Origin of the sequence: Kosakonia quasisacchari, assembly GCF_004331415.1 — a bacterium.
Lineage (GTDB): Bacteria > Pseudomonadota > Gammaproteobacteria > Enterobacterales > Enterobacteriaceae > Kosakonia > Kosakonia quasisacchari.
This window is the reverse complement of record NZ_SJOP01000007.1, coordinates 101,595-122,527: the sequence shown is the minus strand read 5'-3', so window position 1 is coordinate 122,527 and position 20,933 is coordinate 101,595. Positions and strand designations below refer to the sequence as shown.

At 53.3% G+C, this 20,933-nt stretch carries 21 protein-coding genes and 3 tRNA genes; 15 read left to right on the top strand and 9 right to left on the bottom strand.

Annotated elements, in window-relative coordinates:
• Positions 1-4: 4 nt before the first annotated feature.
• The 15 genes from E0L21_RS09540 to emrB all read left to right on the top strand — a co-directional run bounded on the left by E0L21_RS09540 (position 5) and on the right by emrB (position 14,180).
• Entirely contained in the window at positions 5-331 is a 327-nt protein-coding gene (locus tag E0L21_RS09540) for a DUF883 domain-containing protein (protein WP_131408857.1), read from the top strand.
• A gap of 259 nt (positions 332-590) precedes the next feature.
• Entirely contained in the window at positions 591-836 is a 246-nt protein-coding gene (gene nrdH / locus E0L21_RS09535) for a glutaredoxin-like protein NrdH (RefSeq protein WP_020454901.1), read from the top strand.
• The gene (gene nrdI / locus E0L21_RS09530; RefSeq protein ID WP_131408855.1) at positions 833-1,243 is read left to right on the top strand and encodes a class Ib ribonucleoside-diphosphate reductase assembly flavoprotein NrdI; all 411 of its coding nucleotides are present in this window, start codon (positions 833-835) and stop codon (positions 1,241-1,243) included. Before nrdH ends, nrdI begins: the two co-directional genes overlap by 4 nt.
• Positions 1,216-3,360: a class 1b ribonucleoside-diphosphate reductase subunit alpha gene (gene nrdE / locus E0L21_RS09525; protein WP_131408853.1), complete on the top strand. Its 2,145-nt coding sequence runs from the start codon at positions 1,216-1,218 to the stop codon at positions 3,358-3,360. The genes nrdI and nrdE overlap by 28 nt, the downstream gene beginning before the upstream one ends.
• A gap of 10 nt (positions 3,361-3,370) precedes the next feature.
• Positions 3,371-4,333, top strand: coding sequence for a class 1b ribonucleoside-diphosphate reductase subunit beta (gene nrdF, locus E0L21_RS09520; protein ID WP_131408851.1), 963 nt, complete (start codon positions 3,371-3,373; stop codon positions 4,331-4,333).
• A gap of 387 nt (positions 4,334-4,720) precedes the next feature.
• The gene (gene proV / locus E0L21_RS09515) at positions 4,721-5,923 is read left to right on the top strand and encodes a glycine betaine/L-proline ABC transporter ATP-binding protein ProV (RefSeq protein WP_131408849.1); all 1,203 of its coding nucleotides are present in this window, start codon (positions 4,721-4,723) and stop codon (positions 5,921-5,923) included.
• Complete coding sequence (proW, locus tag E0L21_RS09510; RefSeq protein ID WP_131408847.1) at positions 5,916-6,980, top strand: glycine betaine/L-proline ABC transporter permease ProW; 1,065 nt, start codon at positions 5,916-5,918, stop codon at positions 6,978-6,980. The genes proV and proW overlap by 8 nt, the downstream gene beginning before the upstream one ends.
• A 59-nt stretch (positions 6,981-7,039) precedes the next feature.
• Positions 7,040-8,041 (top strand): glycine betaine/L-proline ABC transporter substrate-binding protein ProX, encoded by a 1,002-nt coding sequence (proX, locus tag E0L21_RS09505; protein WP_131408845.1) that lies wholly within the window; start codon positions 7,040-7,042, stop codon positions 8,039-8,041.
• A 43-nt stretch (positions 8,042-8,084) separates the two neighbouring features.
• Complete coding sequence (locus E0L21_RS24975) at positions 8,085-8,318, top strand: hypothetical protein (protein WP_165501892.1); 234 nt, start codon at positions 8,085-8,087, stop codon at positions 8,316-8,318.
• A gap of 12 nt (positions 8,319-8,330) precedes the next feature.
• On the top strand, positions 8,331-9,515 hold the full coding sequence (locus E0L21_RS09500) for an MFS transporter (protein ID WP_131408843.1): 1,185 nt from the start codon (positions 8,331-8,333) through the stop codon (positions 9,513-9,515).
• 129 nt (positions 9,516-9,644) lie between these two features.
• A complete protein-coding gene (locus E0L21_RS09495; RefSeq protein ID WP_131408841.1) occupies positions 9,645-10,391 on the top strand; it encodes an AzlC family ABC transporter permease in 747 nt (248 codons plus the stop codon).
• Positions 10,381-10,716 (top strand): L-valine transporter subunit YgaH, encoded by a 336-nt coding sequence (gene ygaH, locus E0L21_RS09490; protein ID WP_131408839.1) that lies wholly within the window; start codon positions 10,381-10,383, stop codon positions 10,714-10,716. Before E0L21_RS09495 ends, ygaH begins: the two co-directional genes overlap by 11 nt.
• A gap of 90 nt (positions 10,717-10,806) precedes the next feature.
• Complete coding sequence (gene mprA, locus E0L21_RS09485) at positions 10,807-11,337, top strand: transcriptional repressor MprA (protein ID WP_017459325.1); 531 nt, start codon at positions 10,807-10,809, stop codon at positions 11,335-11,337.
• Between the two features lie 50 nt (positions 11,338-11,387).
• A complete protein-coding gene (emrA, locus tag E0L21_RS09480) occupies positions 11,388-12,632 on the top strand; it encodes a multidrug efflux MFS transporter periplasmic adaptor subunit EmrA (RefSeq protein ID WP_131408837.1) in 1,245 nt (414 codons plus the stop codon).
• A gap of 15 nt (positions 12,633-12,647) precedes the next feature.
• On the top strand, positions 12,648-14,180 hold the full coding sequence (gene emrB / locus E0L21_RS09475; RefSeq protein ID WP_131408835.1) for a multidrug efflux MFS transporter permease subunit EmrB: 1,533 nt from the start codon (positions 12,648-12,650) through the stop codon (positions 14,178-14,180).
• A gap of 51 nt (positions 14,181-14,231) precedes the next feature.
• Here emrB and E0L21_RS09470 read toward each other — a convergent pair whose 3' ends face one another.
• From E0L21_RS09470 to E0L21_RS09430, 9 genes are all read right to left on the bottom strand, one after another.
• A complete protein-coding gene (locus tag E0L21_RS09470) occupies positions 14,232-15,950 on the bottom strand; it encodes an FKBP-type peptidyl-prolyl cis-trans isomerase N-terminal domain-containing protein (protein ID WP_235855214.1) in 1,719 nt (572 codons plus the stop codon).
• Between the two features lie 311 nt (positions 15,951-16,261).
• Complete coding sequence (locus tag E0L21_RS09465; RefSeq protein ID WP_086873709.1) at positions 16,262-16,546, bottom strand: hypothetical protein; 285 nt, start codon at positions 16,544-16,546, stop codon at positions 16,262-16,264.
• 365 nt (positions 16,547-16,911) lie between these two features.
• Positions 16,912-17,427, bottom strand: coding sequence for an S-ribosylhomocysteine lyase (gene luxS / locus E0L21_RS09460; RefSeq protein ID WP_131408831.1), 516 nt, complete (start codon positions 17,425-17,427; stop codon positions 16,912-16,914).
• A 152-nt stretch (positions 17,428-17,579) separates the two neighbouring features.
• On the bottom strand, positions 17,580-19,124 hold the full coding sequence (gene gshA / locus E0L21_RS09455) for a glutamate--cysteine ligase (RefSeq protein WP_131408829.1): 1,545 nt from the start codon (positions 19,122-19,124) through the stop codon (positions 17,580-17,582).
• An 80-nt stretch (positions 19,125-19,204) separates the two neighbouring features.
• A complete protein-coding gene (locus tag E0L21_RS09450) occupies positions 19,205-19,633 on the bottom strand; it encodes a YqaA family protein (protein WP_131408827.1) in 429 nt (142 codons plus the stop codon).
• Entirely contained in the window at positions 19,630-20,196 is a 567-nt protein-coding gene (yqaB, locus tag E0L21_RS09445) for a fructose-1-phosphate/6-phosphogluconate phosphatase (protein ID WP_131409065.1), read from the bottom strand. Before yqaB ends, E0L21_RS09450 begins: the two co-directional genes overlap by 4 nt.
• Positions 20,197-20,462: 266 nt before the next feature.
• Positions 20,463-20,539, bottom strand: a tRNA-Arg gene (locus tag E0L21_RS09440).
• A gap of 175 nt (positions 20,540-20,714) precedes the next feature.
• A tRNA-Arg gene (locus E0L21_RS09435) sits at positions 20,715-20,791 on the bottom strand.
• A gap of 63 nt (positions 20,792-20,854) precedes the next feature.
• A tRNA-Arg gene (locus tag E0L21_RS09430) sits at positions 20,855-20,931 on the bottom strand.
• Between the last annotated feature and the right edge of the window lie 2 nt (positions 20,932-20,933).

Genomic DNA, 20,933 nt, shown 5'->3' with positions numbered 1-20,933 from the left:
TCCTATGTTTAACAGACCGAATCGCCGTGACGTAGATGAAGGTGTTGAGGATATTAACCACGATGTTAACCAGCTCGCTGATAGCCTCGAAGAAGTGCTGAAATCCTGGGGTAGCGACGCGAAAGACGAAGCCGAAAGCGCACGCCGTAAAGCCCAGGCGCTGCTCAAAGAGACCCGCGCGCGTCTGCATGGCCGCACTCGAGTACAACAAGCAGCAAGAGATGCCGTGGGTTGTGCCGATACGTTTGTGAAAGACAAACCCTGGTGCAGCGTTGGCGCTGCCGCCGCGGTCGGTATTTTTGTTGGCGCGCTACTGAGCTTGCGCCGCTAACAGATTTCCGCACGACCCAACCCCTGCCGGTTTCCCCCGCAGGGGTTTTTATTTGCCTGCACATCGCCCTTTTCTGTACAAAACGCGTACAAACCGCCCTTACCCATTGTTTCCATCCTTTGGGCAAAGCCTATGACAATTTCCTATATATTGTGTGGTTGCATCTTTAAATAACTACATATAGTATTCAAAACAGTAACACACACTAACTGACGCGAACCTTCGCGCCGTCGTCCCATTTTAAACGGAAATACGAACTATGCGCATTACCATTTACACTCGAAATGATTGTGTTCAGTGCCACGCCACCAAACGCGCGATGGAAAGCCGTGGCCTGGCGTTCGAAATGGTGAACGTTGACCACGTGCCGGAAGCGGCAGATGAGCTGCGTGCGATGGGCTTTCGTCAGTTACCGGTGGTCGTCGCCGGGGAAACAACATGGTCCGGTTTCCGCCCGGATATGATTAACCGCTTACACGCCGCACCGAGCGTTGCCAGCGCATGAGCACCCTCGTCTACTTCTCCAGCAGCTCGGAAAACACGCAGCGTTTTATCGCGCGTCTCGGGCTGCCGGCCGTGCGCATTCCGCTTAATGAGCGTGAACGGATCCAGGTAGACGAACCCTATATCCTGGTGGTGCCCAGTTATGGCGGCGGCGGTACGGCAGGCGCGGTTCCCCGCCAGGTGATCCGCTTTTTGAACGATCCACAAAACCGCGCATTGATTCGCGGCGTGATCGCCTCCGGCAACCGTAACTTCGGCGAAGCATTTGGTCGCGCAGGCGATGTGATATCGCAAAAATGCGCCGTGCCGTATCTGTATCGTTTTGAGCTAATGGGTACCCGGCAGGACATCGACAATGTGCGTAAAGGAGTGAGCGAATTTTGGCTACGACAACCGCAGAGCGCGTGATGCAATCCGCGCCCGATTTTCACGCGCTGAATGCGATGCTGAATCTTTATGACAAAGACGGCCGCATCCAGTTCGATAAAGACCGCGAGGCGGTGGATGCCTTTATGGCAACCCATGTGCGCCCAAATACCGTGACCTTTAACAGTCAGGATGAACGTCTGAACTGGCTAGTGGCGGAAGGTTATTACGACGACAGCGTGCTGGCCCGTTACGACCGCGCTTTCGTCGTCGACCTGATTGCCGATGCGCACGCCAACGGTTTCCGCTTCCAGACCTTTCTGGGCGCATGGAAGTTTTACACCAGCTACACGCTGAAAACCTTCGATGGCAAACGTTATCTTGAACATTTCGAAGATCGCGCCTGCATGGTGGCGCTGACGCTGGCGCAGGGCGATAAAGCGCTGGCGCGCCAGTTAACTACCGAGATCCTCTCTGGCCGTTTCCAGCCCGCGACACCAACATTCCTCAACTGCGGCAAACAACAGCGCGGCGAATTGGTCTCCTGCTTCCTGTTGCGCATTGAAGACAACATGGAATCGATTGGTCGCGCGGTGAATTCCGCGTTGCAGCTTTCCAAACGCGGCGGCGGCGTGGCATTTCTGCTCTCCAACCTGCGTGAAGCCGGCGCACCGATCAAGCGCATTGAAAACCAGTCTTCCGGGGTGATCCCGGTAATGAAAATGCTGGAAGATGCGTTTTCCTATGCCAACCAACTTGGCGCACGCCAGGGCGCAGGTGCGGTCTATCTGCATGCGCATCACCCGGATATTCTGCGTTTTCTTGATACCAAGCGCGAAAACGCCGACGAGAAAATCCGTATCAAAACCCTGTCGCTGGGCGTAGTGATCCCGGATATCACTTTTCGGCTGGCGAAAGAGAACGCCGAAATGGCGCTGTTCTCGCCTTATGATGTCGAGCGTTTATACGGCAAACCGTTCGGCGACGTTGCCATCAGCGAGATGTACGAGCAATTACTGGCCGACGATCGTGTGTGTAAAAGCTACATTAATGCCCGCGATTTCTTCCAGACGCTGGCGGAAATTCAGTTTGAATCTGGCTACCCGTACATCATGTTTGAAGACACGGTCAACCGCACCAACCCGATTGCCGGGCGCATTAACATGAGCAACCTGTGCTCGGAAATTTTGCAGGTTAACAGCGCCTCGACCTTTGATGAGAACCTTGATTACGCCGACACCGGGCGCGATATCTCCTGTAACCTTGGCTCGCTGAACATTGCGCACACCATGGATTCACCGGACTTTGGCCGCACGGTGGAAATCGCCATTCGCGGTTTAACCGCCGTATCGGATATGAGCCACATTCGCTCGGTGCCCTCAGTGGAAAACGGTAATGCCGCCTCGCACGCCATCGGGCTTGGACAGATGAACCTGCACGGTTATCTGGCGCGCGAAGGCATCGCCTACGGCAGCCCGGAAGGGCTCGATTTCACTAATTTCTATTTCTACACCATCACCTGGCATGCACTGCATACCTCGATGATGATCGCCCGTGAGCGCGGTCAACATTTTGCCGGTTTCCCGGCCTCGCGCTACGCCAGCGGCGAGTATTTCAACCAGTATCTGGAAAGTGACTGGCAACCAAAAACGGAAAAAGTGCGGGCGCTGTTTGAACGTGCTGGCATCACAATCCCACCCCGTGAGATGTGGCAACAACTGCGTGAGGATGTGATGCGCTACGGGATCTATAACCAGAATCTGCAGGCGGTGCCGCCCACCGGGTCGATTTCCTATATCAACCATGCGACATCGAGTATTCATCCGATTGTGTCGAAAATTGAGATCCGCAAGGAAGGTAAAACCGGGCGTGTTTACTACCCGGCGCCTTTTATGACCAACGACAACCTGGCACTGTACGAAGACGCCTACGAAATCGGGCCGGAAAAGATCATTGATACCTACGCCGAAGCCACGCGCCATGTGGATCAAGGGCTGTCGCTGACGCTGTTTTTTAAAGACACCGCCACCACCCGCGATATCAACAAAGCACAGATTTACGCCTGGAAAAAAGGCATCAAGTCGCTGTATTACATTCGCCTGCGCCAGCTTGCGCTGGAAGGCACCGAAATCCAGGGCTGCGTGTCCTGCGCGTTGTAAGGAGAAAAGGATGAGCCAACTATCACGCGTCAGCGCGGTTAACTGGAACAAAATCCAGGACGATAAAGACCTGGAAGTGTGGAACCGCCTGACCAGCAATTTTTGGTTGCCGGAAAAAGTGCCGCTGTCGAACGACATACCCGCCTGGCAAACCTTAAGCCCGGCAGAACAGCAGCTTACCATTCGTGTATTTACCGGGCTAACGCTGCTCGACACCATTCAAAACAGCGTGGGTGCGCCCGCGTTGATGGTGGATGCGCTAACACCGCACGAAGAAGCTGTATTGTCGAATATCAGCTTTATGGAAGCGGTACATGCCCGCTCTTACAGCTCTATTTTCTCTACGCTGTGCCAGACCAAAGATGTCGATGCAGCCTACAGCTGGAGCGAAGAGAACCCTGCCTTACAGCGCAAAGCGCAGCAGGTGTTGCAGTATTACCGCGCCGACGAACCGCTGAAGAAAAAAATCGCCAGCGTGTTTCTGGAATCGTTCCTGTTCTATTCCGGCTTCTGGCTACCGATGTATTGGTCGAGCCGAGGCAAGCTCACCAATACCGCCGATTTGATTCGTCTGATCATTCGCGATGAAGCGGTACACGGCTACTACATTGGTTATAAGTACCAGAAAGGACTGGAAAAAATGAGTGCAGAAAAACGCGAAGAGTTGAAAACCTTCGCGCTGGATCTGCTGATGGATCTCTACGATAACGAACTCCGTTACACCGACGATCTGTACGCCGATAGTGGCTGGGCCGAGGACGTGAAAGCGTTTCTCTGCTACAACGCCAACAAAGCGCTGATGAATCTCGGTTACGAGCCATTATTCCCGCCGGAAATGGCCGAAGTGAACCCGGCAATTTTGTCTGCGCTCTCGCCAAATGCCGATGAGAACCACGACTTTTTCTCCGGCTCCGGCTCGTCATATGTGATGGGTAAAGCCGTCGAAACCGAAGACGAAGACTGGAACTTCTGATCTTTTTTTCCTCTCCCATTCGGGAGAGGAATATTCCCATTAATATTGCATTTAAAATAACCCGCCACAAAAAAGGATATTGTTATTTCAATAATGTCCTGACGATTTCTCAGCACAATATCCATCCAGCTTCTACACTGTAATTGTTACGTCATTTTCATCTGAATCAGCTCTATTCAGGTGCGATCTCCCGATGAATTCTAAAAAAATCTCACCCGCCGCCAGCCCTTATTTCATGGGAAATGGCGGCAATTATTGCATCAGTAAATTCTCAAAGTCAGGGAATTCAGGGTTGTCTCAGATTCTGAGTATGCTAGGGTATAACCAGTCAATTATTCTCACCAGGTACGATATCGACACAATAAATAACAGGAACTTTATTATTGCATGGCAATTAAATTAGAAGTTAAAAACCTTTATAAGATATTTGGCGAGCATCCGCAGCGGGCTTTCAAATATATTGAAAAAGGGCTTTCGAAAGAACACATTCTGGAAAAAACGGGTCTGTCGCTTGGCGTTAAAGACGCCAGTCTGGCCATTGAAGAAGGCGAGATATTTGTCATCATGGGGTTATCCGGTTCGGGTAAATCCACTATGGTACGCCTTCTCAATCGCCTGATTGAACCCACCCGCGGACAGGTGCTGATTGACGGCGTGGATATCGCCAGAATATCAGACGCTGAATTACGCGAGGTGCGCAGGAAAAAGATTGCGATGGTTTTCCAGTCATTTGCGCTAATGCCCCATATGACGGTGCTGGATAATGCCGCTTTTGGCATGGAATTAGCCGGCATTCCGGCGCAAGCGCGCCAGGAAAAAGCGCTGGATGCGCTGCGCCAGGTTGGGCTGGAGAATTATGCGCACAGTTATCCGGATGAACTTTCTGGCGGTATGCGCCAGCGTGTTGGTCTGGCGCGCGCATTAGCCATCAATCCCGATATCTTATTAATGGATGAAGCTTTCTCCGCGCTCGATCCATTAATTCGCACCGAAATGCAGGATGAACTGGTAAAGCTTCAGGCAAAACACCAGCGCACCATTGTATTTATTTCCCACGATCTGGATGAAGCGATGCGTATTGGCGACAGAATTGCCATTATGCAAAACGGTGAAGTGGTGCAGGTCGGCACGCCGGATGAAATATTGAATAATCCGGCCAATGATTATGTGCGAACCTTCTTCCGTGGTGTGGATATTAGCCAGGTATTTAGTGCCAAAGATATTGCGCGTCGAACCCCGGTGGGGCTGATTCGCAAAACGCCTGGCTTCGGCCCGCGTTCAGCGCTGAAATTGTTGCAGGATGAAGATCGTGAATTCGGTTATGTGATTGAACGCGGCAATAAATTTGTCGGCGTTGTCTCTATCGACTCCCTGAAAGAGGCGCTCGGCCAAAGCCAGGGGATCGAGGCGGCGTTAATTGACGTCCCACTTGCGGTGGATGCCGAAACGCCGCTCAGCGAGTTGCTCTCGCACGTCGGGCAGGCGCCCTGTGCCGTGCCGGTGGTGGGTGAAGAGCAACAGTACGTGGGCATCATCTCCAAAAGGATGCTGCTGCAAGCTTTAGATCGCGAGGGGGCAAACCATGGCTGATCAAAACAACCCGTGGGATAGCGCACCTGCAACCGACAACGCCGTGCAGTCTGCGGATGCATGGGGCGGCGGTAGTAGCGCGCCAACCGATGGCAGCAGCGCAGACTGGCTGCACAGCGCACCAGCGCCCGCACCGGAACATTTCAATATTATGGACCCGTTCCATAAAACGCTGATCCCGCTTGATAGCTGGGTAACACAGGCGATCGACTGGGTGGTGATGCACTTCCGCCCGCTGTTTCAGGGCATTCGCGTGCCGGTAGATTATATTCTCAGCGCGTTTCAGCAGATGCTGCTGGGCATGCCTGCGCCGGTGGCGATTATTCTTTTCTCGCTGATCGCCTGGCAGATGAGTAGCGCCGGAATGGGTATTGCCACGCTGGTGTCGCTGATTGCCATTGGCGCCATCGGTGCCTGGTCGCAGGCGATGGTGACATTAGCGCTGGTGCTGACCGCCCTGCTGTTCTGCGTGGTGATCGGCTTGCCGATGGGGATCTGGCTGGCCCGTAGCCAGCGCGCGGCGAAAATCGTTCGCCCGCTGTTGGATGCGATGCAGACCACCCCGGCATTTGTCTATCTGGTGCCGATTGTGATGTTGTTTGGTATCGGCAACGTGCCGGGCGTGGTGGTGACAATCATCTTCGCCCTGCCGCCGGTGGTGCGTCTGACCATTCTCGGCATTAACCAGGTGCCAGCCGATTTGATAGAAGCCTCGCGCTCATTTGGCGCAAGCCCGCGCCAAATGTTGTTTAAAGTACAGTTACCGCTGGCCATGCCTACCATTATGGCGGGAATTAACCAGACGTTGATGCTTGCCCTCTCCATGGTAGTGATCGCCTCGATGATCGCCGTTGGCGGGCTTGGTCAGATGGTACTGCGCGGAATCGGCCGCCTTGATATGGGGCTTGCCACCGTGGGTGGCGTGGGGATTGTTATTCTCGCCATCATTCTCGACCGCCTGACGCAGGCTGTCGGTCGCGATTCCCGCAGTCGCGGTAATCGCCGCTGGTATCAAACCGGCCCGCTGGGTCTGCTGACCCGCCCTTTCGCTAAATAATCTGTCGCCCGGCAACCTTGCCGGGTAGCAGTATCCCACCTGAACAATAAGGAACAACGATGCGACATAGCGTACTTTTTGCCACAGCGTTTGCCACCCTTGTCTCTACCAGTGCATTTGCTGCGGATGCAGAACTGCCAGGCAAAGGCATTACCGTGAAGCCTTTTCAAAGCACTATCGCCGAAGAGAGCTTCCAGACATTGCTGGTGAGCCGCGCCCTTGAAAAACTCGGTTATACCGTGAACACCCCGGACGAAGTGGATTACAACGTGGGTTACACCTCAATGGCAGCAGGTGATGTCACCTTTACCGCCGTCAACTGGCAACCGCTGCATGACGACATGTATGCCGCCGCCGGGGGCGACAAAAAATTCTACCGTGAAGGCACCTATGTCACCGGCGCGGCGCAGGGGTATTTGATCGATAAGAAGACCGCCGAGAAATATCACATCACCAACATTGAGCAGCTAAAAGATCCAAAAATCGCCAAACTGTTTGACGGTAATGGCGACGGGAAAGCCGACATGATGGGTTGCTCACCGGGCTGGGGCTGTGAAGCGGTGATTAACCACCAGCATCAGGCTTACGGCCTTGAAAACACCGTCACCGTTAACCACGGGAACTACTCAGCGATGATGGCAGATACCATCACCCGCTTCAAAGAAGGCAAACCGGTGCTCTATTACACCTGGACGCCTTACTGGGTCAGCGATGTGCTGAAACCGGGTAAAGATGTGGTGTGGCTGCAAGTCCCGTTCTCTTCCCTGCCAGGGGAACAGAAAGATATTGATACCAAGCTGCCAAACGGCATGAACTACGGTTTCCCGGTGAACACCATGCATATTGTTGCCAACAAAGCCTGGGCCGAGAAAAACCCGGCGGCGGCGAAACTTTTCGCCGTGATGAAACTGCCGCTGGCCGACATCAATGCGGAGAACGCCATGATGCATGCGGGCAAATCGTCTGAAGCGGATATTCAGGGTCACGTTGATGGCTGGATCAAAGCTCACCAGCAGCAATTCGACGGCTGGATCAAAGAGGCCCTTGCCGCACAGAAATAACCTGTTGCGCTAAGCCTTCCCAAAGCGCCATCGGTTTTTGCCGATGGCGCTTTTGCTTATTCAGGCAGTACCTGTTCGCCTGTTCGCCTGTTCGCCTGTTCGCCTGTTCGCCTGTTCGCCTGTTCGCCTGTTCGCCTGTTCGCCTGTTCGCCTGTTCGCCTGTTCGCCTGTTCGCCTGTTCGCCTGGCAGGATACGCAACAGCACGTTCCGACACGTGTTCTTCCTCACAAAATTCAATCTATTGGCTATCATGAGGGTCTGGAAAAACATACCTGACTCACAACGCCAATGACCACACCGAACCAGGGCCTTAGCCCGGCGCTGATTGCGCTAATGTCCGTTGCCACCGGCCTCGCCGTTGCCAGCAACTACTACGCGCAACCGCTCCTCGATACTATCGCCCACGCCTTTTCACTCACGCCCAACCAGGCTGGATTTATCGTCACCGCCGCCCAGCTTGGCTACGCCGCCGGGCTGTTATTTCTCGTGCCGCTTGGCGATATGTTCGAACGACGTTCGCTGATTGTGCTGATGACGCTGCTGTCGGCAGGCGGCATGCTGATCACCGCCAGTAGTTCGTCGCTCGGGCTGATGATCCTCGGCACCGCACTGACCGGGCTGTTTTCCGTGGTGGCACAAATTCTCGTACCGTTGGCCGCCACGCTGGCAACCCCGGACAAACGCGGCAAAGTGGTGGGCACGATTATGAGCGGTCTGCTGCTCGGCATTTTGCTGGCGCGCACCGTTGCCGGATTGCTGGCAAGCCTCGGCGGTTGGCGCACGGTTTACTGGGTCGCCAGCGTGTTAATGGTCCTGATGGCGCTGGCGCTGTGGCGCGGGCTACCGAAACTCAAACAAGAAAATCACCTTAATTACCTGCAACTGCTTGGCTCGGTATTTGGCCTGTTTGCTGGCGACAAACTGTTACGTACCCGGGCAATGCTTGGCTGCTTGAGCTTTGCTAACTTCAGCATTTTGTGGACGTCAATGGCGTTTTTGCTGGCCTCACCGCCGTTTCAATTCTCCGAAGCGACGATTGGTTTGTTTGGCCTGGTGGGCGCAGCAGGCGCACTCGGCGCGCGGCAAGCCGGTGGGCTGGCGGATCGGGGACATTCCCATCTCACCACCACCGGAGGTCTGATTCTGTTGCTGCTCTCCTGGGTGGCTATCTGGCTTGGACACAGCTCGGTTATCGCATTGATTATTGGCATTATCGTGCTGGATCTCACCGTACAGGGAGTGCATATCACCAACCAGACGGTTATCTATCGCGTTAAACCGGACGCACGAAACCGTCTGACCGCCGGGTATATGACCAGCTATTTTATTGGCGGCGCGGCAGGCTCGCTGATCTCCGCCTCCGCCTGGCAACACGCAGGCTGGACGGGGGTTTGCCTGGCGGGTAGCGTTCTGGCGCTGCTGAATCTGCTGGTTTGGTGGCGAGGATTTCACCGCCAGGAGGCGGCAATGTAAGCAACCACCCACGTTTGCACGTTTCGGAGGAACACCGGGGTGTTAACGAGTCCCTCAGTCTGTTAAGGTTATGGGACTTGTTTATCCCGGTTATATTAACGTGGGTGATATATAACAAACATTATGGATATGGATAGTTCAGTAACCGCAACAAAGAGCACGTCTGACCAGAGCGCGACCTTTATGGAAGGTATCAAAGACAGCCTTCCCATCGTTTTGAGCTACGTCCCCGTTGCGTTTGCCTTTGGCATGAATGCCGCCAAACTCGGTTTTACCCCACTCGAAAGCGTTTTCTTCTCCTGCATTATTTATGCGGGTGCCAGCCAGTTCGTCATCACCACCATGCTTGCTGCGGGTAGCGCATTATGGGTTGCCGCGCTGACTGTGATGGCCATGGATGTTCGCCACGTGCTTTATGGCCCGTCGCTACGCAGCCGTATTCTGCAACCGCTCAAAAACCGCAAAACTGCCGTCTGGGCTTTTGGTCTGACGGATGAGGTATTTGCCGCCGCCACGGCTAAGCTGGTGCGTGACAACCGCCGCTGGAGCGAAAACTGGATGATTGGCATCGCCCTATTCTCGTGGCTTTCATGGGTAGCGGGCACCGTGCTGGGCGCGTTTTCCGGCGACGGACTGCTGGAAGGTTATCCAGCGGTGGAATCGGCGTTAGGGTTTATGTTGCCCGCGCTGTTTATGAGCTTCCTGCTGGCCTCGTTCCAGCGTCGTCAGATAAGTGCCGTCACGGCGGCGCTGCTCGGCGCGCTGGCGGGCGTTACGCTGTTTTCCATTCCTGCTGCAATTCTGGCCGGGATTTTCGCTGGCTGTCTCGCCGCGCTGGTACAGGCGTTTTATCAAGGAGCACCTGATGCGCAATGAGGTGCTGCTACTCGGCCTGCTGGTGGGCTGCGTTAATTTTTTATTCCGTTATCTTCCGTTGCGTCTCCGCACCGGGCAGACGCGCCCGACGAAACGCGGCGTGAGCAGTGTGTTTTTGGACACCATTGGCATTGCGTCTATCTGTGCGTTGCTGGTGGTCTCCTGCGTGCCGGAAATCACCGCCGACAGCCGCCGCCTGTTGCCAACGCTTGCCGGTTTCGCCGTGCTCGGCGTGAGCTTCTGGAAAACACGCAGCATAATTATCCCCACGCTACTGAGCGCTTTCGCGTACGGAATCGTCTGGAAACTCCTGGCAGATGTATAGATAAGGCAAATTTATTACTACAAATAATACATTTACTTTATTTGTCACTGTCGTTACTATATCGACTGCAATTAATGAGGTCATACCCAAATGGATAGTTCGTTTACGCCCATTGAACAAATGCTTAAGTTTCGCGCCAGCCGCTATGAAGATTTCCCGTTTCAGGAAATTCTGTTGACTCGCCTGTGTATGCATATGCAGGGCAAGCTGCTGGAAAACCGCAATAAGATGCTGAAAGCGCAGGGCATTAACGAGACGTTGTTTATGGCGCTGATTACGCTGGAATCCCAGGAAAATCATAGTATTCAGCCGTCAGAGCTGAGTAGCGCGCTGGGGTCATCCCGCACCAATGCGACACGCATTGCCGATGAGCTGGAAAAGCGCGGCTGGATTGAGCGTCGCGAAAGTGATAACGATCGCCGCTGTCTGCACCTGCAACTGACCGATAAAGGTCATGAGTTCCTGCGCCAGGTTCTGCCCCCGCAGCATAACTGCCTGCATCAACTCTGGTCTTCGCTGAGCGTTAGCGAAAAAGATCAGCTTGAGCATATCACCCGAAAACTCCTGACGCGTCTCGACCAGATGGAAGAGGACGACGTCATTCTCGAGGCGTTGCGCTAACGCGATAAGACGCTCGAATATCCAGGATATAAGAATACTGAAAAGCCGGTATCTACTGGCTTTTTTGGCAAAAACAGGCCGGCGTTTGCCGGGATGAAAATAAGAAGATCGTGGAGAAAAGCATGAGCGCAAATGCGGAGAGCCAAACCCCGCAGCAACCGGTCAAAAAGAAAGGCAAACGTAAAAGTACCCTTCTTCTACTGACCTTGCTCTTTATTGTTATTGCCGTGGCATACGGGATTTATTGGTTTTTGGTACTGCGTCACTTCGAGGAAACCGATGACGCGTACGTGGCAGGGAACCAGGTACAAATTATGGCGCAGGTGTCTGGCAGCGTGACGAAAGTCTGGGCTGACAACACCGATTTTGTAAAACAGGGCGATGTGCTGGTGACGCTGGACGCGACAGATGCACAGCAGGCGTTTGAAAAAGCGCAAACCGCGCTGGCAAGCAGCGTTCGCCAAACCCGCCAGTCAATCATCAACAGCAAACAGTTGCAGGCAAGCATTGAGCTGAAAAAAACCGCCCTCGCCCAGGCGCAGAGCGATTTTAACCGCCGCGTGCCGCTCGGCAGTGCCAACCTGATTGGTCGTGAAGAGCTGCAACACGCCCGTGACGCCGTGGCCAGCGCACAAGCAGAGCTGGATGTCGCCATTCAGCAATACAACGCTAACCAGGCCATCGTGCTCGACACTCGTCTGGAAGATCAGCCCGCGGTAAAACAGGCCGCGACCGAAGTTCGCAATAGCTGGCTGGCACTGCAACGGACTAAAATCGTCAGCCCAATCACCGGCTATGTTTCCCGCCGCGCCGTACAGCCTGGCGCGCAGATCACCACATCAACCGCGCTGATGGCGGTCGTTCCGGCCAGCAATCTGTGGGTGGATGCAAATTTCAAAGAGACTCAACTCGCGCATATGCGTATTGGTCAGAGTGCCACCATTATCAGCGACATTTACGGTGATGATGTGAAGTACACCGGTAAAATCGTTGGCCTGGATATGGGCACCGGCAGTGCCTTCTCGCTGCTGCCTGCGCAAAATGCCACCGGTAACTGGATCAAAGTGGTTCAGCGTCTGCCGGTACGTATTGAGCTGGATGCAAAACAGCTTGCCGATCATCCGTTGCGTATTGGCCTTTCCACGCTGGTAAAAGTGGATACCGCCGATCGCGAAGGCCAGATACTGGCAAGCCAGGTGCGCACCAGCCCGGCCTATGAAAGCAACGCTCGGGAAATTAGCCTTGAGCCGGTCAACACGTTGATCGAAAACATCGTGAAAGCCAACGCCGGTTAATCTGAGGTGAGTGCAATGCAACAGAAACCGCTGGAAGGCGCGCAACTGGTCATTATGACCATTGCGTTGTCGCTTGCGACCTTCATGCAGGTGCTGGACTCGACCATCGCTAACGTTGCTATTCCGACTATTGCCGGTAACCTTGGCTCCTCGCTGAGCCAGGGTACGTGGGTGATCACCTCGTTCGGGGTGGCGAACGCCATTTCGATTCCGATCACCGGCTGGCTGGCGAAACGCGTTGGGGAAGTGAAGCTGTTTCTCTGGTCTACCGTCGCCTTCGCTATCGCCTCCTGGGCATGCGGCGTGTCCAATAGCCTGGGGATGCTTATCTTCTTTCGCGTGATCCAGGGGATTGTCGCTGGACCGCTGATTCCGCTGTCACAGAGTTTATTGCTTAGCAACTACCCGCCCGCGAAGCGCTCTATCGCGCTGGCGCTGTGGTCAATGACGGTGATCGTCGCGCCGATTTGTGGGCCGATCCTCGGCGGTTATATCAGTGATAACTATCACTGGGGTTGGATCTTCTTTATCAACGTGCCGATCGGTGCGCTGGTGGTGTTGCTCACATTACAAAGCCTGCGTGGGCGCGAAACGCGTACCGAACAGCGGCGCATTGATGGCGTAGGGCTGGCACTGCTGGTCATCGGTATCGGTAGTCTGCAAGTGATGCTCGATCAGGGCAAAGAGCTGGACTGGTTTAATTCGACGGAGATCGTCGTGCTGACGATTGTCGCCGTGGTGTCGATAAGCTTCCTGGTGGTGTGGGAGTTGACCGACGATAACCCGATAGTTGATCTGTCGCTGTTTAAGTCGCGCAACTTTACCATCGGCTGTTTGTGTATCAGCCTTGCCTATATGCTCTACTTCGGCGCGATTGTATTGCTGCCGCAGTTATTGCAGGAGGTGTATGGCTATACCGCGACCTGGGCGGGGCTGGCTTCCGCGCCGGTTGGCGTGATCCCGGTACTGCTGTCGCCAATTATCGGCCGCTTCGCGCATAAGCTGGATATGCGCCGTCTGGTGACGTTCAGCTTTATCATGTACGCGGTGTGCTTCTACTGGCGCGCGTATACCTTCGAGCCGGGCATGGATTTTGGCGCTTCGGCGTGGCCTCAGTTCATTCAGGGTTTTGCGGTGGCGTGCTTCTTTATGCCGCTGACAACCATCACCCTTTCCGGTTTGCCGCCGGAACGGCTGGCAGCGGCGTCGAGCCTGTCGAACTTCGCGCGTACGCTGGCGGGCTCCATCGGCACCTCGATCACCACTACGCTATGGACTAACCGGGAATCGCTGCACCATGCGCAGCTTACGGAGTCGGTAAATCCGTACAATCCGAACTCGCAGGAAATCTATAACCAGTTGCAGGGGATGGGCATGTCGCAGCAACAGGCTTCAGGCTGGATAGCGACCCAGATAACCAACCAGGGGTTGATTATCTCCGCCAACGAGATTTTCTGGTTCTCTGCGGGGGTGTTCCTGCTCTTGCTGGGGCTGGTGTGGTTTGCCAAACCGCCATTTGGCGCGGGTGGTGGCGGCGGCGCGCATTAACCTGAAAAGCAAATCGCCTCCTGAAGGGAGGCGATTTTTTAACTGCTTTCTTTACTTCTCAATGCCGAGGACTTCCAGCGTCATCACGGAAGTCACGCCGGGTGGCACCGCGCCAGGTATACCTTCCTCGCCATAAGCCAACTCAAACGGAACATAAATCTTCATCCGACCGCCAACAACCAGCTTTTTCACACCAGTTCGCATCACCAGCGGTAATTCGCTCACCCGAGCCGTATTGACCTCACCCTGCGCCAGAACTTGCCCGGAACTGACCTTTTCATCCACTTTGAAACGGATGACATCGGTATCGCCAATAGCGGCACCCGGCCCACGTTTTTCAACCAAATAGACCACGCCATTATCCGCTCGCACCGCGCCCTTTAGCTTCGCCGCATCGGCCAGCAACTGCTGCCCTTGTTTCTTGTTCCGTGCTATGTCGCGTTGCCGCGCATCGTCTACCTGCTTGTTGAGCGTGCTGAGGACCTTTTCAAGGTCAGCATTCGGCATTTGCAGACTGCCCGCAAATTTATCCTGCAGGCCTTGTAGAAAAGCCTGCGGCATAAATTGTTGCCCAATGTCTTTCAGCGTTTCGCTTTCCAACTGAACTTTTGCCGCAAACCAGACACCCCAGGCATAGTTCACGCGCGCAAGCTCAGACTTATCCGCCGCCAGCGAGAATGCCGGTGAATTCGCTTTACTCGCCTCATTTTCCGCAGTAGGTGCCGCACTCTTCGCAGCAGCGAGCTGCTGTTCCATTTGCGCCTTCTCTTCGCCGCTCTGTTTTAATTTCGCTTCCAGCACGGCGATGCGTGATGCCTGATCTACGGTTTGTTTGGTAGCGGCAGCAAGCTGACCGGCTATTTCATCGCGCTTTTTATTCGCATCGGTAAGCTGCGTTTGCTGATCTGCGGTTTGTTTGGTGGCGTCAGCGAGCTGGCTGGTTATCTCGTCGCGCTTTTTATTCGCGTCGGCAAGCTGTGTTTGCTGTTCTGCGGTTTTCGTAGCTGCCTGTTGCAGCTTCGCGCTGAGCTCGGCACCCTGCTTTTTCGCTTCCGCCAGCAGTTGTTCCGCCTGCGCTTTCTCTTCGCTGCGCTGTTTCAGCGTCGCTTCCAGTGTGGCGATGTGCGATGCCTGTTTCGTGGCAGCAGCGAGCTGGCTGGTTATCTCGTCGCGTTTTTTATTCGCATCGGTAAGCTGCTTTTCCTGTTCTGCAGTCTTCGTGGCCGCCTGTTGCAGCTTCGCGCTGAGCTCCGCCCCCTGCTTTTTCGCTTCCGCCAGTTGCTGTTCCGCCTGCGCTTTCTCTTCGCTGCGCTGTTTCAGCGTTGCTTCCAGTGTGGCAATGTGCGATGTCTGCCCCCCAGCCTGTTTCATGGCGGCAGCGAGCTGGCTGGTTATCTCGTCGCGTTTTTTATTCGCATCGGTAAGCTGCTTTTCCTGTTCTGCGGTTTTCGTGGCCGCCTGTTGCAGCTTCGCGCTGAGCTCTGCACTCTGCTTTTTCGCTTCCGCCAGTTGCTGTTCCGCCTGCGCTTCCTCTTCGCTGCGCTGCTGCAACGCATCTTTCAACGTCGTAATACGCTGAGCCTGCTCACTCATCTTTTTCGCGGCAGCATCAATGTAATTATTTGCCTCTTCGCGCTTGTTATTCACTGCGGCAAGTTGCTTCTCGCTGGCCTGGAGCTGTTGTTGTAGCTGTTTGTTTTCACTGCTACTGACCGGGAGCTGCTGCTGTCGTTGTTTGTTATCGTTGCCTGCGTTATTTTTTGGCTGCACGGGCGTCGCTGGGGTCTGCTTTTTCCGCAGAGCTTCTGTTTCACGCCGTGATTCCATGAGCTTGCGTTTCAGAGATCTGATTTCTTGCTCACTCGTCTCTTTTTTTTGTGCAGCCTGCTGTTTAACAGCAGCATGTGACGAAGGCGTAGCAACCGAACCTGCATTTCCATGATCAGCCGTAAACGGAGACTGCGGCTCGGCTGAGATTATGTGCTCCTCGTTTAGGCGTTCGAGTAATGAGGCAGGCTCAGCGCGGGTGGCTGAGGATGATATAGCCGATAACAGCACAGCAGATGAATAAAGTAGTTTTCTCATAACTGTTTCAGGGCATTTGCGCGACTGGACATATTAGTGAATACCGCGCTGCGCACGCGCGAGCAAACAACTTCAATCTTACTATCAATTTCGGATTTCATTATTTCTGCAGAATTTTTATCAATTATCGGTCGATTTCGCTTGTAGACTTCATAGCTTTTATTAATCGTATTAAATTGCTGTTTGTAGGTTTCAAATGCGGAGTTATCCAGACCTTTTAATGCAGTCAGAAGCTCGTAACATTGCTGCGCCTGCTGTTTCTGCGGAGCATCCTTTACCACGGAGGGCACCGTTGATTTAACACAACCCGTTAATGTAAAGGGCAAAACGAAGGAGAGACATAAAAGATAAGAGTGTGAACGCCGCATAATATCCTCATCACTTAGGCATATTATTTCACTGAATTACATTCAGTTAATAAATAAATTAAACGTGAAATATCCGTCAAATAACAACAGGGGTGAAAACTATCATGCTGAGATTTAAATAACAACAAGAAGCCCTATAGTTGCAATGGATATTATTGACGCATTATCATTTCATTATAAATAATGAAATATAATATTTTCACTGAATGAATAGAATACAGAAGGCGTGCGGATAAAATAATAATGCCGCCTTCTGGGCAGAAAGGCGGCATGGGAAACTAGATGTGCAGTTCCTGCAATTTCTCTTTCGGCAGGGCGAGTTCTTCGTTGCTGTTAACGCGAACATCGCGATCGAGGATGTGACGCGCGATTTCTTGCGCTTCTTCCAGAGAGTGCATTTGGTATGTCCCGCACTGATAGATGTTCAGTTCCGGGATCTGATTCTGCTCTTTTACTTTCAGAACATCTGTCATCGCCGCTTTCCAGGCATCGGCAACGCGCTGCTCATCCGGCGTACCGATCAGGCTCATGTAGAAACCGGTGCGGCAACCCATCGGAGAGATGTCGATGATCTCAACGCCGTTGCCGTTGAGGTGGTTACGCATAAAACCGGCGAACAGGTGCTCAAGTGTATGGATACCTTTTTCCGGCATCACTTCTTTGTTCGGTACGCAGAAACGCAGGTCGAATACGGTAATGGTGTCGCCGTGCGGCGTGTCCATAGTCTTGGCAACACGGACTGCTGGCGCTTCCATACGGGTATGATCGACAGTGAAGCTATCCAATAATGGCATTTAGTCACCTCCGACAGTGATTTTTTAAAAATAAAATGAACTCTTTTTTCCCGTGCGAGTCTGAGTATATGAAAGACGCGCATTTGTTATCATCATCCCTGAACTTCAGAGATGAAATTTTGGCCACAGAGATGTGGCCTTTTTCTTTTGTATCAGGCGTGGCGCGCGAGTAACGCCTCGAATGACTCCGTATCCCCGGCTTCAACCTCGGCCTGACGCGCCAGCGACGCTTTGCACTCGGCGATAAAATCTTCCTCGAGCAAAATTTCCAATGGCTCTTCACGCAGCTGCGAGCGGTACTGGTCGCCCAGCGCTTTTCCCGTGCCGCCAATACCATTATCAATCATTGACCGCAGAATGCGCGCAGAGAATGTCAATTCCGGATCGTCAAAGCTGGCAACCAACTGGTCGCACACTTTTTCGTACTCTTTGCCACCGTACACGCCATCCAGCGTCTGCGCTACTCGTTTCAAATCGCTAAACAGATCCTTACCTACCTGAGCAAGCGGGAACTGTGCGGTTTCGCAGCCAATGCCGAGCGTCAAACCGGGTTTACGCCCTTCCAGTATCACGCGATTCCAGTTAGTACGGGTGCACAGCAGCTCATCGCTGCTCATTTCCGGCGCATCAGCCAACACGCACCAGACCATAAACAGATCGAGGAAACGCACCTGCTGCTCATCAACGCCAATAGCGGTGAACGGGTTGATATCCAGAGAACGAACTTCGATGTACTCAATCCCGCCACGTAGCAATGCATCCGATGGCGTTTCGCCACTGCGAGTCACACGTTTCGGGCGAATCGGTGCATATAGCTCGTTTTCAATCTGCAGAATATTGGTGTTGATCTGTAAGTATTTGCCCTCTTTCTTCAGACCAATTTTGGCGTATTCCTCAGAAGGCGTTTTGATTGCGCGTTTCAGGGCCACCACATAGTCGTGCAGATTATTGAATGTAATACCGAGATTGCTTTGCGATTTATTGGTATAGCCGAGATCGCTCAGGCGTAATGAGGTCGCATAAGGCAAGTAGTACATACCGTTCGCCGTTCTCTCAAACGGCAGCGTTGTCGGTTTCCCTTGCAGGAACGACGGGCAAATTGCTGGCGAAGCGCCAAACAGATACGGTATAACCCAGCCAAACCGGTAGTAATTGCGGATGAGGCGGAAATAACCTTCCGATACCGATTCTTTATCAGTACTGCCGCTTTTCGCTTCCCAGAAGGCCATCGGCAGCGAGAAATTGTAATGCACCCCGGAAATGGTTTGCATCAGTGCGCCATAGCGATTTTTCAGCCCTTCGCGATAGAGCGTTTTCAGGCGCCCGATATTGGAAGTGCCATACTGCGCCAGCTCAATATCCTGACCATCCTTGATATAGCACGGCATACTCAACGGCCACATGCGTTCGTCGCCAATCTGGCGCGCAGTGTAGCGATGAATATCGCGCATGATGGTCAGCATATGATCGATATCGCCATCTACCGGAGTGATAAATTCCAGCAGCGCTTCAGCAAAATCGGTGGTGATCCATTTATGGGTCAGCGCTGAGCCAAGCGCAGCCGCGTGACCCGTAGTTGCCAGAGAGCCATCCGCATTTACGCGCAGCGTTTCACGCTCAAGACCGCGTTGTATCCCCTTCAGAGCTTGAGGATGTTTTTCCAGCCAGGACAGCGCCTGTGATACGTCCGGGATCAAATTGACCTCCCGCCTGTCATAATCATTTTATTAAGCATAATTGTAATGGTTGACGATTAAAGGTCACTCACTCAGTCCAATTAGTGCCACCACGTCATACCTTGCAGCGTTACAAAGGCGATCGCCAGATAGCGCAACGCTTTGCCAAGGCATAAAAAAATCAGTACTGGCCCCCAAGACAGGCGCATCCAGCCTGCCAGCAGGCACAGCAAGTCGCCTATAACAGGCACCCAGCTTAATAACAGCGCTGCCGCGCCGTATCGTTTAAGCCAGTCGGTCGCTTTTTCCTGCCAGCGCGATGTTTTACGCTGTGGGAAGAAACGCCCAAGAATAACGTTAGTCAGCCCTCCAAGGCTATTACCCATTGTTGCTATTACAACAAGAAGCCAGGGCTGACTAACGTGAGAAATTAACATTGCAACCAGCACGACCTCAGAATTGCCAGGCAACAGCGTGGCACTGAGAAAGCTGCTGGAAAACAGCGACAACAGCGACAGCGCGTCACTCACAATAAGCGTACGTCCACGACGTCCATACCGGCTGCACGCGCCGCCTGAAGCCCGAAATCTGCATCTTCAAAAACGATGCACTGCGTCGGTTCCACCCCCATGCTTTGTGCACAAAGCAGGAAAGTATCGGGCGCGGGTTTGTGATGTTTAACATGATCGGCTGCAATAACGGCGTCAAAGTAACCCCGCAGTCCAAGGTGTGCCAGCAGCGCTTCCGCAATTGCGCTTTCGCTGCCTGTTCCTACCGACATAGGACGACGACCATGCCACTCTTTCACCACCTCGATAAGCGGTAATGGGCGAACAGAGTCCAGCAGCATCGCTTTTACAGCCGCCGTCTTTTCTTGAGCCAATAGATGAGGATCGAGATCGCCCTGGTTGGCTTCAATAATGGATTGCGCGATACGCCAGGTTGGAGAGCCGTTAAGCCCAATCATCGCCTGTTCGTCAAAACGCATACCATAACGCCCGAGCACTTCATGCCAGGCTTTACGGTGAGTTGGTTCTGTATCAAGAATAGTGCCGTCCATATCGAAAATCAGACCAGCGTAACGTTCGTACATCATGTTCTCACAAAGCGGATAACAAACAGTTACTTTAACGTAAACAGTGATTTTTGTCGCTGCCAGCAAGTCAGAAGCATTATGTTGGCATGATTTGGCTGGGGTAACTGGTGAGACGAAGTTTTGTGTTTTGCGAAGGTGATGCGGTCTGGAGAATGGCTTTGTTTAGCTTGCAGACTCTTGTCGAAGCAGCATTATTCTTGCTGATGGCAGCGGTAACATCCACTAAACCGGAGAGAATAAATCGACTGGGGTATCGCAGAAGATGGTGCATCCGGGAGGATTCGAACCTCCGACCGCTCGGTTCGTAGCCGAGTACTCTATCCAGCTGAGCTACGGATGCATCGGTAAGACGTAATTACGTTACAGATTCAAACCTTCATGACCAAACAAATCCGGGAAGATAACTCGGATTTGCCTCGCCTTCAGACCATTGCTGAAACAGCAACGTCCTTTCTGATTCCGGCAATAATGTTCGCCAGAGCTGAAAGAATGATTAGGCTGATGTATCAAGAAGATGGTGCATCCGGGAGGATTCGAACCTCCGACCGCTCGGTTCGTAGCCGAGTACTCTATCCAGCTGAGCTACGGATGCATCGGGAAATGCTATTTACAACGCAGATTCATATCTGCATATCATCGGCGTACTGAGCAAGAATGGTGCATCCGGGAGGATTCGAACCTCCGACCGCTCGGTTCGTAGCCGAGTACTCTATCCAGCTGAGCTACGGATGCAT